Origin of the sequence: Streptomyces sp. NPDC020747 (assembly GCF_044334695.1) — a bacterium.
Lineage (GTDB): Bacteria > Actinomycetota > Actinomycetes > Streptomycetales > Streptomycetaceae > Streptomyces.
The window spans coordinates 253,524-267,561 of record NZ_JBIRTJ010000008.1; the positions used below are offsets into that span (position 1 = coordinate 253,524).

General features: G+C 70.1%; 10 protein-coding genes and 2 pseudogenes. 4 read left to right on the top strand and 8 right to left on the bottom strand.

Annotated elements, in window-relative coordinates; genetic code table 11:
- Positions 1 to 24: 24 nt before the first annotated feature.
- A complete protein-coding gene (locus tag ACH4YP_RS22535) occupies positions 25 to 927 on the bottom strand; it encodes a LysR family transcriptional regulator (protein WP_361073225.1) in 903 nt (300 codons plus the stop codon).
- 95 nt (positions 928 to 1,022) lie between these two features.
- On the opposite strand from ACH4YP_RS22535, the gene ACH4YP_RS22540 reads away from it, so the two are divergent.
- The 4 genes and pseudogenes from ACH4YP_RS22540 (at position 1,023) to ACH4YP_RS22555 (ending at position 3,853) form a co-directional block, all read left to right on the top strand.
- Positions 1,023 to 2,180, top strand: coding sequence for a nuclear transport factor 2 family protein (locus ACH4YP_RS22540; protein ID WP_398492035.1), 1,158 nt, complete (start codon positions 1,023 to 1,025; stop codon positions 2,178 to 2,180).
- Between the two features lie 151 nt (positions 2,181 to 2,331).
- Positions 2,332 to 2,720 (top strand): annotated as a pseudogene (locus tag ACH4YP_RS22545) (IS5 family transposase); the annotation flags it as partial.
- Between the two features lie 507 nt (positions 2,721 to 3,227).
- Positions 3,228 to 3,383 carry a hypothetical protein gene (locus tag ACH4YP_RS22550; RefSeq protein ID WP_398492036.1) on the top strand — a complete coding sequence of 52 codons (156 nt, stop codon included), beginning with the start codon at positions 3,228 to 3,230 and terminating at the stop codon, positions 3,381 to 3,383.
- A gap of 110 nt (positions 3,384 to 3,493) precedes the next feature.
- A complete protein-coding gene (locus ACH4YP_RS22555; RefSeq protein ID WP_398492038.1) occupies positions 3,494 to 3,853 on the top strand; it encodes a hypothetical protein in 360 nt (119 codons plus the stop codon).
- A 51-nt stretch (positions 3,854 to 3,904) separates the two neighbouring features.
- On the opposite strand, the gene ACH4YP_RS22560 is transcribed toward ACH4YP_RS22555, so the two are convergent.
- The 7 genes and pseudogenes from ACH4YP_RS22560 to ACH4YP_RS22590 form a co-directional block, all read right to left on the bottom strand.
- A complete protein-coding gene (locus ACH4YP_RS22560; protein ID WP_398492039.1) occupies positions 3,905 to 5,437 on the bottom strand; it encodes a family 43 glycosylhydrolase in 1,533 nt (510 codons plus the stop codon).
- Positions 5,438 to 6,035: 598 nt separating this feature from the next.
- Positions 6,036 to 6,880: pseudogene (locus ACH4YP_RS22565) on the bottom strand (IS5 family transposase).
- Between the two features lie 437 nt (positions 6,881 to 7,317).
- Positions 7,318 to 8,841 (bottom strand): aldehyde dehydrogenase family protein, encoded by a 1,524-nt coding sequence (locus tag ACH4YP_RS22570; RefSeq protein WP_398492041.1) that lies wholly within the window; start codon positions 8,839 to 8,841, stop codon positions 7,318 to 7,320.
- 288 nt (positions 8,842 to 9,129) lie between these two features.
- Positions 9,130 to 10,437 (bottom strand): GAF domain-containing protein, encoded by a 1,308-nt coding sequence (locus ACH4YP_RS22575; protein WP_398492043.1) that lies wholly within the window; start codon positions 10,435 to 10,437, stop codon positions 9,130 to 9,132.
- A 172-nt stretch (positions 10,438 to 10,609) separates the two neighbouring features.
- Positions 10,610 to 11,221 (bottom strand): peptidoglycan recognition family protein, encoded by a 612-nt coding sequence (locus ACH4YP_RS22580; protein ID WP_361054133.1) that lies wholly within the window; start codon positions 11,219 to 11,221, stop codon positions 10,610 to 10,612.
- A 137-nt stretch (positions 11,222 to 11,358) separates the two neighbouring features.
- Positions 11,359 to 12,372, bottom strand: a complete 1,014-nt coding sequence (locus ACH4YP_RS22585) for an acetamidase/formamidase family protein (protein WP_398492222.1) — start codon at positions 12,370 to 12,372, stop codon at positions 11,359 to 11,361.
- A 399-nt stretch (positions 12,373 to 12,771) separates the two neighbouring features.
- Complete coding sequence (locus ACH4YP_RS22590; protein ID WP_398492046.1) at positions 12,772 to 14,013, bottom strand: ROK family protein; 1,242 nt, start codon at positions 14,011 to 14,013, stop codon at positions 12,772 to 12,774.
- Positions 14,014 to 14,038: the final 25 nt, after the last annotated feature.

The window sequence follows — 14,038 nt, forward strand, 5'->3', positions numbered from 1 at the left end:
GGCGGTTCACGAGATCCCGTCCGATCACTTCGATCGGCGCCGAGGCCCCGCGAAGGCTGTGGAGAGTTGGTCGAGCAGGGGCGCTGCCCAGGGGTGGGGGTCGCGGCGTGGTGTGATCGTGTAGATGCCGCGGGACGGGGGATCGACGAGGCCCACTGCGGTGACGTCGGTCCGCAGCGCGCACGTCAGCACCCCCGGTATCAGCGCGATGGCGTGGCCGGTTGCGACCAGGGCCAGCTTGCCGAGCAGATCGGCCGCGGTGAGGTCGATGCGGGCGCTGACTCCGGCGCGGGCGGCGTGCTGGCGCAGGAGTGCCGCCGAGCCGTCGTTGTCCTCGACCCAGGTCTGGTCGGCCAGCGTCCGCATGTGCACCGGGCCGCCCCCGGCCTGCGGATGGCCGACGGGCAGGACGACGACCATGTCGTCCAGCCCGAGGAACCGTCGGTCGACCCGCGGGTCATCGGGGAGCCCTGGCGGTGCGTCGGTGACGACGGCGATGTCGAGATCGCCGGCGATCACGCGGTTGTGCAGTTGTGCACTCAGGGCGGGAAGCAGGCTCCACCGGATGGATCCGGCTCGCTCCAGCAGGCTCCGGATGGCCTCGGGGACGATCCCGGCGGCCAGAGAGGGGGTCGCCCCGACCACCAACGGCCGGTCATACGCCCCGTCACGAACGTCTCGTGCGGCACGAACGGCGCGGTCGGCCTCGTTGAGCGTGGCCAGGGCGTGGCGCCGGAACACCTCGCCGGCAGGTGTCGGACGCACACCGCGCGCATGGCGCTCCATCAGAGGCACGCCGAGCTGCCGCTCAAGCCCGGCGATCTGCCGGGAGACGGCCGACTGCGTGTGATTGAGCTCCGCGGCCGCGGCCGACAGTGACCCGAGCCGGCACACGGTCACGAAGGTCCGCCACACCGTCAGTTCCATGGAACCAGTATGACCAGCCGATATGCGCATCCCGCAGGGCTGGCCTGCAAAATCTGCGCTTGTCGCAGCCATCGCCGTGCACCACTGTGGCGCTCATGACCACACCGCACACGATCGCCGTCCTCGGCCTGGGGCGCATGGGCGGCGCGATCGCGACACGACTGACTGCCCAGGGCTGGGACGTCGTCGGCTGGACACGCTCCGGGCGCGCATCGGGCGCCGTCAAGATGACCGGCGATCCGAACGAGGCCGCGGCGAAGGCTGACCTCGTGCTCCTGGCGTTGTTCGACGGTCCGGCCTGCCGGCAGGTGCTCGACGACGTCCGGGACTCGCTGCGACCGGATGCGATGGTGCTGAACACCAGCACCATCGCCCCCGCCGAAGCGTCGGAACTGGCCCGGCAACTCGGCCCGTCCTACGTCCATGCGCCGGTACTCGGCTCTGTGCCCGCTGCCGCCGCTGGTGCCCTGCAGATCCTCACCGCCGCCGACCAAGACGCGCTCGATCGAGTCCGACCTGTTCTGGAAGCGCTGGGCACCGTGCGGTGCGTCGTCGACGCCTCCACCGCCGCCGCGCTCAAGCTGATCGCCAACAACAGCCTCGCCGGTGCCGTTCTCGCGCTGCGTGACTCGCTGCGGCAAGCCGACGCCCTCGGACTGCCCCGCGCCCAGGTGCTGGACGTCCTCGAACTCGGCCAACTCGGCGGGCTCGCGGCCCGCAAACGACCCTTCCTCTCCGGCCAGTCGGCCGCTGGCACGGCCGACTTCACGATTGGTGCGCTGGCCAAGGACATGGCTCTGCTGGCCGCCGCGTCGAACACCCCCCTGCGCAGCGCAGCCAACCTGGCCGACACCCCTGCCGACCCTGAGGCCGACATCGCCGTCGCCGCCACGGTCCCTGCCGTGGCGGACGCCGTGCTCGAACCGCTCCGCGCCTACATCCGCGGACACGCCACCGGGGATCCCATCCATTTCCGAGACGCGTTCCTGCCCACCGCCCACATCGAGGGAATCCGGGACGGGGCATTCGTCTCGTGGCCCCTGGACGAGTACTGCGCTTTCTTCCAGGGCCGGCCGGCCCCGGACGAACCGACCCGTTCCCGCCGCATCGACGCCATCGACGTCCACGGCACCGTCGCGACCGCAACCATGACGCTCTCGCACGGCGCGGACAGTTTCACCGACATCTTCCTGCTGGTCCGCGCCCAGGACACCTGGCGCATCGCCAACAAGGCCTATCACCGACACTCCTGAGAGGGCGGAGATTCCGGTGAGGCAGTCGTTGAGCGGCATCGAGGCCACCCCTGAACTCGTGGTCCCCAGAGCGGCACGGAGGCAAAGCGGTGCGCGGGGTCGCGGGTGTCCCTGCGGATGTTTCCGGAGCTGACGCGTAGAACGGGTACGCCGACCTCGAGTGCCGGACCGGCAGGCCCTGTGCGGGATTCTGTTCGTCCTGCACGCCGGCATCCAATGGGAGTACCTGCCGCAGGAGTTGGGCTTCGGTTCGGGCATGACCTGCTGGCGACGGCTGGCCGCCTGGAACGAGGCCGGCGTCTGGGACCAACTCCATGTGGTGCTGCTGGAGAAGCTGCGCTCGAGGAACCACCTGGACTGGTCCCGGGAGTTGATCGACTCCTCGCACGTGCGAGCTGCCCGTAGGGGCCCAAAAGCGGACCCAGCCCGGTCGTCCGTGGACGGCCGGGCAGCAAGCACCAGTTCATCGTCGATGGGCAGGGCATCTCGCTCGCCGCGTCGCTGACCGGCGGAAACCGTAACGACGTCACCCAACTCCTCCTTCCCACGGAACCGGCCCGGGCATCTTCCGATACGTCGTCGAGCGCACGATCGTCCACGCCCAACGCCTTTGTCAGGGGTAGCAAGCCCGACCAACTCACCTGGTAGGAGAGGGCCGTTCATCGCAGAACCGCCACTCCACCTCTGCTCGGCTCCTTGCAGAGCGGCCGACACCGACAGATGCCGACACCGACAGATATGGTCCAACCCTCCGAGTTGCGTTTCAGGCAGCCGAGTTCGCGGTCTGGGGCGGGCTCGTGTGCCCCATGGAAATCTCGTTCATGCGCCCCCTTTCTCCACGGTGCGACGCGGCTCCACTGCACCCTGGCCGACGGACGTCGCGGCATCGAGCCCGGCGACTTCATGGTCCTGGCCGGACACTCGCCGCCGATGCCCGCTCCTGCGCGGCGACGGTGCCGGTGCCGGGCGGTCCGCGATGACCTGTTCCTCAACAGCCCAGGCAGTACGCCGTCTTGCGGGCGTACGTCATGACGTACGGTCTGGCGGGTGGCGAACCAGCGAGAGCCGCGCGGCCTCTACCGCGAGAGCGCCGAGCGCCGGGAACAGATCCTCCAGGCCGCCTACGAGGCCATCGACGGGCACGGCGAACGCGCTCCCTCCAGGACATCGCCGACCGGGTCGGGGGCACGCAGCCTGCACTGACGTACTACTTCCCCACCCGCGACAACCCGCTGCTCGTGGTGCGGGGGCGGCGGGCCGTGGTGGGCAGGGCGACCGTCGGCGGCGCCCGGCGCGAGAACACGGTCGAGAGTATGGCGGCCAGCGCCCGGCACACCACCGGTCACCCCTGGCCGGCCAAGCTGTACGTCACGCTCTCGGCGGCGGACACCGGTCCGGAGAGCCCCGCGCACAGCTACTTCCACCACCGCTACCGCACCCTCGCCGCCGAGGTCACGCGGGACTTCGAGGAACAGCAGCGAACCGGCGGCATCCGCACCGACGAACCGGCCGGCCGAACACCTGGTCAGGACGCGCTCGCGGTGCTGGACGGCCTCCAGATCCAGTGGATGCACGACCCCACGGTGGACTTCGCCGCGATCGCCGAGACGTTCACGTGGATGCTGGCGCCCGCGGCGGAATCCGGGCCGCGGGCGAAGCCGGCGACCGGCTGACCGCGGGGCCTGCGGTCACCCGGTCGGGTGACCGCAGGCCCCGCGCTCACCTCAGGAGTCGGCAGGGGGTGACACCGGCATCGCGGACGCCGGTACCGGGTCCGGGTCGGGGGTGTAGGTGAAGCGGATTAGCAGGGCGTCCGTGCCCAGGGCCTCGACGCCGATCACCCGGCCGGTGAAGCCGCCGGCGACCTCGGTCGTGAGGTAGCGCCCGTCGATCGTGCCGAGCGTACGGAACTCGCCGTCGACGAGGTGACCGAGGTGGAGGTCGTCGGGTCCCTTGGCGAAGCTGTACCGCTCGGTGTTCGCGACGGAGCGCACGGCGAGCGGGGCGTCCGCCGGGACGCCCTCGGCGGTGGCCAGCACCTGGTCGAACGGGCCGACGACCGCGCGCGCCGTCACGGTGGTGCCCTGGCGCTGCACGGCAGCCCAGTGGGCGTCGTCGATCCGTACGACCAGGGCCACGTCGCCCTGCGGCACGGTGGCGGTCGCGGTCCAGGAGGAGTCGCGGGCCCGTACCGCGAGCAGCCGCTCGGCGTCCCGGGCCCCGGCCGCCCGGCCGGCCGACAGACGCAGGCCCTCGCCCGGGACGGGCACGGCGAAGGAGCGGGGGTCCGTGCCCGGCGCGATCCAGCGCGGGTGGAGCCGCCCGGCGTCCGAGGCGTCCGAGCCCTCGAAGTCGTCGGTGAAGGCGGTGGGCGCCTGCGGGACGTCGTACCGGTCCTCGACGATCACGGGCCAGCCGTCGACCCAGTCCACGCCGGTGAGGAAGGTCTCGCGGCCGTTGACGTGCGCCGGGGGGAACGATCCGCCCGGCCTCACCCCCAGGTGCACCATCGCCCAGGAGCCGTCGGGCAGTTCGACGAGGTCACCGTGGCCGGTGTTCTGCACCGGGTGCGAGGTGCTGCGGTGGGAGAGGACCGGGTTGGCAGGGTTCGACTCCCAGGGGCCGGAGGGGGAGTCGGAGCGGGCGACGCAGATCCCGTGACCGGGTCCGGTACCGCCCTCGGCGACCAGGAGGTACCAGTACGCACCGCGCCGGAACACGTGCGGGCCCTCCGGGTGGGCCATGCCGGTGCCGTTCCAGATGACACGCGGCTCGGAGAGCAGCTTGCCGGTCCTCGGGTCGACGACGGCCTGACTGATCGCTCCAGGGAACGCCCAGGTCAGATAGCAGGTGCCGGCTTCGTCCCAGGAGAGGTCGGGGTCGATGCCGATCGCGCCGGTGGTGTGCACGGGCTCGCTCCACTCGCCCGCGGGGTCGCTCGCCCGGACGATCAGGTGCCCCTTCATCACGTCCTCGCGGTTCGTCGTCGTCATCCAGAACTCGCCGTCGTGGTGGCGGATCGTGGGTGCGTAGATGCCCGCGCTGGCTCGCTCCCGGCCCAGCCCCACGTTGAACTGGCTCGGCCGGTCGAGGACGTTGCCGATCTGCTCCCAGCGCACGAGGTCGCGGCTGTGGAAGACCGGGACCCCGGGGAAGTACTCGAAACTGGAGTTCACCAGGTAGTAGTCCTCGCCGACACGACAGACGGACGGATCCGGATAGAAGCCGGGGATGACCGGATTGATGTTGGTGGTCATGGGTGGTCCTTCGGCGTGCGGCGGGGAGGGAAGCGCTGGTGACGGGTGTGGTGGCGAAGTGTGCCGGTGCGGTCACCCTAACCGTCAAATTCTTTTATAGATAGATTTTCATGCCATGTGCCGGTCACCGCGTAGGCCTACGGCGTTCGACCTCGCCGATCAGGGCGGGGAGGCGCGGTGGTCCGCGAGGCGTCGGTGATGATGGCATGGATGCCGCCAATCTCCCTGATCTCGGGCGGTGTCCACGTAAATCTCGGCGACCGTGTCCGGCTCGACCAGAATCGCGTCGAGCGGGGTACGCGATCCCCGCGGCGTCGTGAAGTGCATGCCCTCCCAGGGGTGACCGGGTCTGGCCGCGGTCAGCAGGTCGCCGAGACGGCGGGCCACCTCGGGATGCGGCGGGGTGGTGCGGGCGACGAGCCGCAGTGTCCCGTCCCGGTCGTAGCGGCTGAAGAGGGCGGCCCGGGGGCGATCCAGGGCCCCGGTGGCACGGCCGACAATGGCCTCCGTCGTACCCGGCTGCGGATCTTGAACCTTCTCTGCGCTGAGAAGGCATTTCCCCCCAATGTTGCATCCTGGATGCGGCTTTGACGAGTTGTCAGAGTCCTGGTCGAGTTGGAGTGGATTCTCTGGTGAGGGGGCGGGCCATCAGGGCGATCATCGCGATGTGGATCGTGGCGGTTGAGCGGGCCGGGAGGGTTTCGTGGTCGCGGGCCGGACGGCGGTGGAGCATCAGTCGGCCGAGCGTTCTTCCGTTGCCCACCTGCGTGTTTGCGCGGTGAAGCCGCGGGTGCCGGGAACGCGGCGGACGATTTCGAGGTCGATGCCGAGACGGGCTGCGTGGTCGACGAGGTACTCGCGGTAGCCGCGGTCCGCCCAGCCTTTGCGGATGGCGTGGCGTGCCGAGGCGATCCGGTTGAGCAGGGTCTCGCCCGCGGTGGAGCCCTGTGCGCTCGCCGCGGTCACGAGAGCTGTCAGCAGCAGGCCGGTCGTGTCGATCACGATGTTGCGTTTGCGGCTGACGATCTTCTTGCCGACATCGACGCCCTGGTCGGCTGTGGGCCCGCTGGTGGAGGTCTTGCTGCTCTGCGCGTCGATCATCGTGGCGCCGGTTCGGCCGACGGCCCTCGCCCTCGCGGACGCGCCGCCGTAGCAGGGCGTTGAGGTGTTCGAAGATGCCGACCTTCTCGCAGCGACCGAAGTACTGGTAGACGGTGTTCGGTGTTCCAGTGCGGATAGTCATGTGGGAGGTAGTGCCAGGGAATGCCGGTGCGGGCCAGGTAGAGCATGACATCGAGGATGCCGCGCAGGTCGTGGAGGGACGGATGCTCGATGTTCAGGCCGTGCCGGGCCTGCTCCGTCCGCCACCTGGTCAGCAGTGGTTCGACCAACACCTCATGGGGCGTCGGACAGGTCGCTGGGATGGCGGCGGCGTTCGCTCATGTCTCCGGGGTGGCCCAGCCCCCGGACCGCCGGTCAGAGCGCGGGACCGGCCGGCCGGGGCAGTAGGAGCCGAGCGGAGGACTGCGCGACGAAACAGGAGTAGAGAGGGCGCAACAGTCAGGTCTTCGTCTCACTCGCCACTCAGGCAGACACTCACCCGAAATGTATCTATCAATGTGCTAATTGAACCCAAAAACCTCTCAGAGATTCCCAGCCACATCGCCTTCCACGTACCGTCGATGAGGCGTTGGCCGAGCGCGCGTCTGAAGGGTGAGTCGGGGTTTGGTCCGTGACTGGTCCGGAAGTACTGGTCAGGAGCGGGACAGCGGTGGGAGGGACTGGGAGTCATGGCGTAAGTCGGTCCTGGCCTCGGACGGGTCGAGAGGAAGGCGCCTGACCTGGGTAAAATCCCAGGTCAGGCGCCTTTTTTCGGGCCTCTAGAAGAAGCCCAGCTTCTTCGCCGAGTACGACACCAGGAGGTTCTTCGTCTGCTGGTAGTGCTCCAGCATCATCTTGTGGTTCTCGCGGCCGATGCCGGACTGCTTGTAGCCGCCGAACGCCGCGTGCGCCGGGTACGCGTGGTAGCAGTTGGTCCAGACCCGGCCCGCCTGGATCGAACGGCCCGCGCGGTACGCCGTGTTGATGTCCCGCGTCCACACACCGGCCCCGAGCCCGTACAGAGTGTCGTTGGCGATCTTGATGGCGTCGTCGAAGTCGGCGAACGACGTGACCGACACGACCGGGCCGAAGATCTCCTCCTGGAAGATCCGCATCCGGTTGTCACCCTGGAAGATCGTCGGCTGGACGTAGTAACCGCCCGCCAGCTCACCGTCGTACTCGATACGGTGACCGCCCGTCAGGACCTTCGCGCCCTCCTGCTGGCCTATGTCCAGGTAGGAAAGGATCTTCTCCAGCTGGTCGTTGGAGGCCTGGGCGCCGATCATCGTCTCGGTGTCGAGCGGATGGCCGGGCTTGATCAGCTCGGTACGGGCGACCGCCGCGTCGAGGAACTCGCTGTAGTGGCCCTGCTGGACGAGCGCCCGGGACGGGCAGGTGCACACCTCGCCCTGGTTCAGCGCGAACATCGTGAAGCCTTCGAGCGCCTTGTCCCGGAAGTCGTCGTCCCGCGCCCAGACGTCGTCGAAGAAGATGTTCGGCGACTTGCCGCCGAGTTCGAGCGTCACCGGCTTGATGTTCTCGGAGGCGTACTGCATGATCAGCCGCCCCGTCGTGGTCTCGCCGGTGAAGGCGACCTTCGCCACGCGCGGGCTGGACGCGAGGGGTTTGCCCGCCTCGACCCCGAAGCCGTTGACGATGTTCACGACGCCCGGCGGCAGCAGATCCGATACCAGACTCATCCAGTAGTGGATCGATGCCGGGGTCTGCTCGGCGGGTTTGATGACGACCGCGTTGCCCGCGGCGAGCGCCGGGGCCAGCTTCCACACCGCCATCAGGATCGGGAAGTTCCACGGGATGATCTGCGCCACGACGCCCAGCGGCTCGTGGAAGTGGTACGCCACCGTGTCGTCGTCGACCTCGCCCAGCGAGCCCTCCTGGGCGCGGATCGCTCCCGCGAAGTAGCGGAAGTGGTCGATGGCGAGCGGGATGTCGGCCGCCAGCGTCTCGCGGATCGGCTTGCCGTTCTCCCAGCTCTCCGCGACCGCGAGCTTCTCCAGGTTCGCCTCCATCCGGTCGGCGACCTTGAGGAGGACGTCGGCGCGTGCGGTCACCGACGTACGGCCCCAGGCGGGAGCGGCCGCGTGCGCCGCGTCGAGCGCGCGGTCCACGTCCTCCGCCGTGCCCCGCGCGATCTCCGTGAAGGGCTGTCCGTTCACCGGACTCGGGTTCTCGAAGTACTGCCCGCGGGCCGGCGGCGAGTACTCGCCGCCGATGAAGTGGTCGTACCGCGCCTGGTAGGAGACGATCGCGCCCTCGGTGCCGGGCGCCGCGTAACGGGTCATGTGCTCTGCCTCCCGTGGAAGGACCGCCCGCCGTTGGACGGCTCTCGGCGCGAGGGTAGGTGCGCGGAGGTTGCAGGTACGTTGCACCGGCGGCCGCCGGCCGCTCGCCTGGCTGCGGGGCGGGGATGTGGGTTGAGGCTTGTACTGGCTTGCGGGGTGCGGGCGTTGGGTGTCGGCTTTGGGCGTGGGCATACGGAAAATGAGGGTGGGGCCAGGCGGAGAGTGCCCCGTTGCCGTTGCCGTTGCCGTTGCCGTGAGCGTGTCTCGTGGCTGTGAGCGTGGTGGCCCTCAGCGCCGCGGAGCCCGGCCTCGGCTCGCGGACTGCTCGGCCTCCAGCTCCTCCAGGCGTGCCCGTACCGGAGGCGTCGGCCGTATCGTCGCCAGCGCCCGCCACGCGTCGAGGTCGTCCTCGCCCCATGGCGCGTGTGCCCAGTCCGCCAGCAGATCCGGGTCACGGCCGGAGACGAGCGCCGCGCGCAGCCCGTCGGCGAGCCGGCGGCGCAGCCGCACCACCGCGGGGGCCTGCGAACCGGGCAGCAAGGGCCCGGTATACGCCGCCACCGCCGCCATGACCGCGCCGACACCGAGCTTGCGCTCCACCACCTCGACGTCGGACTCGACCGGAACCGTGAGCCGATACGGCCGCGAACCGAGCGCCCCCGCCCCGAGGAGGCGGCGCAGACGGGCCAGCTCTGCGCGCAACGTCACCGGCGTCACCGACTCGTCCTCGTACAGCGCGCACAGCAACTCGTCGCCGGTCAGTCCCTCGGGGTGCCGGGACAGCAGCACCAGGATCTCGCTGTGCCTGCGGCTCAGACGCACCTTGCTGCCGCCCGCGACGAGCAGCGCCTCGTCCCGGCCCAGAGCGTTCAGTTCGAGCACGTCGGTCGTGGCCGGGGCCGGAGTTAGCAGCGCCAGCTGTGACTCCGCGGCACGGGCCACGGCCTGCACGAAACCCAGACTGTGCGGATGCGCCAGCCCGTCCCCGCCCGTGATGTCCACCGCGCCGAGCAGCCGTCCGGTACGCGGATCGTGTACCGGAGCCGCCGCGCACGTCCACGGCTGGACGCTCCGGATGAAGTGTTCCGCCGCGAACACCTGCACCGGCCGGTCGAGCGCGACCGCCGTGCCCGGAGCGTTCGTGCCCACCGCCGACTCCGCCCACCGGGCGCCCGGAACGAAGTTCATCCCGTCCGCCTTCTGCCGTGTCCCGGGATGCCCCTCGACCCACAGCAGCCTGCCCTGCGCGTCGCACACCGCGAGGAGGTGCTCGCCGTCCGCCGCGAACGTCCCCATGAGTTCCCGGAACAGCGGCATCACCCGTGCCAGTGGGTGCTCTGCCCGATAGGACCCGAGGTCCCCGTCCGTGAGCTCCACACACGCGGAGCCGTCAGGCCCCACCCCGGCCCGCGCCGAACGCCGCCACGAGTCGGCCACCACGGACCGCACCGGCCGCGGGACCGTGCCCGCCTCCGTGAACGTCTCGTGGGCGCGGCGCAGGACGCGCACCCGCTCGACGGGATCGGCACCCGGTTCCAGGGCCACCCATGGATCGGTCAACTCGGCCTCCCCGGAAGGCTGTGCGGCTGGGGACATCGTCACTCCGGTGGCGGATGCGGACAAGTGCCGCGGCCACTCAGGGTCCGGCCCCACCACAACCCGTGGTGGCTTCCGATACTCCCCTTCTTCGACCCGCCTTCGGCTCTGTTTCGACTTTCCTTCGGCCTTCTTTCGGTCTTCCTTCGGTCCTCTTTCGACGAACGGCTGGTCAGGCGAAGTTGACCAGTCTCATATAGCGCGTCCAGTCCCAGTGCGGGCCGGGATCGGTGTGGTCGCTGCCCGGCACCTCGTAGTGCGCGAGGATGTGCGAACGGTCCTTGGGGATCCGGTACTTGGTGCAGATCGCCGCGGTGAGCTTCGCCGACTCCTCGTACATCGCGTTGGTGAAGTACGCGGGCTTGTCCACCCAGCCCTCGTGTTCGATGCCGATGCTGCGGGTGTTGTAGTCCCAGTTGCCCGCGTGCCAGGCGATGTCGCGCTCGCGCACCATCTGTGCGACGTGACCGTCGGCCGACCGGACGACGTAGTGCGCGGACACCTTCTTCTTCGGGTTCTGGAAGATGGCGAGGGTGTCCGAGTAGGTCGCCTGCGTCACGTGGATGATCACGAAGTCGACCGGATGGCTCGTCGGACGGTTGGCGATCGTGTAGTTGGAGGTGCTCGCCGGCGACCACTCGGACGGTGGATAGTCGATCCCTTGGGGCTTCGCGCCTGCCCGCGTGGTGGGCAGTAACGCCGTGGAGAGCGTAGCGAGAGCCGCACTCTGCAGCAGACGCCGTCGGCTGGGAAGGGCCATGGGCGGGAACTTGGCTCGGTCCATGAGATTGCCTCTCAGTGAGGGAAGTGGGGTGGCAGCGGTAGCGGGTGCCTGCGCGAAGTCGCGGTGGTGGCCGTCGAGACGGTGGCGGTGTCTGTGGCGGCGGGATGAGCAATGGCCCAGTGCGGAGGCGGGACGACTCAACGGCCCAGCGTGGCGGCGGTTTCGCGCAGGCGGGCGTGCAGGCCCCGATGGGTCTCCCGCTCGGGCAGCCATTCCTTGCGCAGTTTGGCCACGCACGTGTAGTTGGTGTCGCAGACATTGGCCAGCGGCGACTCGACGGTCTGGGTCGCGAACTGGTAGGCGTCCAGCTCGCTGAACCCGTAGTCCCGCACCAGCCACTGCACGAGGTCGAGCTGCGATATGCGGAACGCGTCCTCCAAGGGGCGTGCCGAACCGGTCGAGATGATGTGGGTGTCGGACTCGATACGAGGCCACGGGGTGGCGACCCCCTTGAGCAACTCGACGATCACCACGGTGTTCATCGCGCACTCGACGGCGACCCCACAGGTCTCGCCCTCACCCTGCCGCGCGTGCCCGTCACCGAGGCTCAGCAGCGCCCCTTCGACGTTCACTCCGAGATAGCAGGTGACACCGGCCCGCATCTCGGGCGTGTCCATGTTCCCGCCGTGCGCGTCCGGTACGAGAGCGGAGCGCACCTCCAGGTTGGCGGGCGCCACGCCGACGGTGCCGTGCATCGGGTCCATGGGCAGCTCGATCCGGATGTCGCTGTCGCGAGCGCTGAACAGCGCGGTGCGGCGCGCCCGGTCGAGCTGCCAGATCCACACGGTCTCCGGCAGAGGAGGCTGCAGCGTGGCCGTGGTGTGCGTGGACGTGAGCGCGCCGAAAAGCGGGACCGTCGTCGACGCGGCCCAGTCCCGCGCCGGCTCGATGGACACGAAATGCACGGCGACCGTGTCGCCCGGCTCCGCGCCCTCCACATGGAACGGGCCCGTCTGCGGATTGAGGAACGGGAACTCGCACACCTCGGACACCAGGTCCTTCTCCGACCGCACCCGTCCGGCGAAGCAGTCCTCCGTAAAGAGGTCGAGGACCGTGCCCGGTGCGATGCGCGCCACGGGCGGCGCACCGCCGAACGTCCAGGCGTACTCGCCGGGTTCGGGACGTACGGTCAGGATCCGCGGGTCGCTCATGGTGCACAGCTCCGTTCTGCCGAAGGGTGGCGGACGACGTCGCAGCGGCACCACGAGCACCACCACTGCGGCCATCATCCAGGCAGCGGCGACCGAATCCACGTACGACACCGGCGCCGTCAGCCCGGACACGCCTCCGTCCTGTTCGCCCGACGGTGGCGTCTCGCGTGAATCACGGTACGGCTCTCGCCGGTTGGGGAGGAGGAACGCTCTCAGGTCCGTGGACAACACTGTGACTGTGGATAACTCCGCCACCCACAAGGGGGATTGAGGAGCCGGGGCGCAGCGAAGGGAGGGCTGTGACGGGGCTGAAGACCAGGCCGAGAACCGCCCGAGCCCGAGAACCGCCTAAGCCCGAGCCTGAGTCGTCCAGGAGGTCAAGGACGTCTTCGGCGTGCCCTACGCCCCGCTGCCATTCAGCGCCGCCCCGCGGCCACCCACCGCCGCCGGATCGTCCATCACGGCCCGCACGACCGAGTGTGCGGCACCCAACAGCGGGCCCTCGGGGCCGAGCCGGGAGACGGACACCGCGCAGGCGGGACCGGCAGTCCTGCGGGCCAACTCCCGCTCCAGCGACGGCAGCAGCCACGGCGCGAGTCCGGACAGTGCTCCGCCCAGTACGACGGCCTCGGGGTCGAGCAGGTTGACGGCGCCGGTCAGCGCGATGCCCAGCGCGGTCCCGGCGTCACGCAGGGCCCGGCGCACGTTCTTGTCGCCCTGCGCCGCCCGCTCGGCCAGCAGGCCGACCCGGTCCTCGCCCGGTTCCAGGCCGGCCGCGCGCAGGACGGCCTCCTCGCCGGCGTACTGCTCCAGACAGCCGCGCCCGCCGCACGCACACGCAGGCCCCTCGGGGCGCACCGGGACATGCCCCAGCTCACCCGCGAAGCCATGCGTCCCGCGCAGCAGCCGTCCGTCCACGACCACCGCCCCGCCGATGCCGATCTCGGCGGAGACGTGCACGAAGTCGCGCGGCGCGGTTTCGTTGAGCCAGAGTTCGGCCAGTCCGCCGAAGTTCGCCTCGTTGTCGACGGTCAGCGGGACCTCGTCCGGCAGCAGAGCGCCGAGGTCCGTGTCGTGCCAGTCGAGGTTGGGGGCGCGCACCACGGTCCGGGCGTCGCGCGCCACCAGGCCGGGCACGGCGACAGCGAGTCCCGCGGGCCGCAGACCCTCCTTGGCCGCCTCGGCGACGACCTGCCGTATCAGCCGCGTCAGTTCCCGCAGCACCGGTTCGGGCGACCGGCCGCGGTTGGTGCCGTGCCGTACCGCTCGCGCCCGTACCTGGCCGCGCAGATCGACCGCGCACACGGCGAGATGGTCGACGCCCACCTCGGCGCCGATTCCCGCCGGGCCGCGCCCGCTGAGGGCGAGCGCCGAGCCGGGCCGCCCGACCCGCCCGGGCCGCTCGGGCCGCTCGGGACCCAGCTCCTCAAGGAGCCCTGAGCGGATCAGCTCGTCCACGAGCGTGGAGACAGCCGCGCGCGTGAGGCCGATGCGTGATGCGACGGCGGCACGCGACTGCGGCCCCTCGGCGTTCACGGTGTGCAGCACCCGCGAGAGGTTGCGGCGCCGCATGCCCTGTTGCGTATCGGGCAGCCGACGGCCGGGACTGCTGGGATGGGCCTCGTGCAGCGGTGCGGTCATGCCTCCGTCAGTCCTCGTCCGGCCG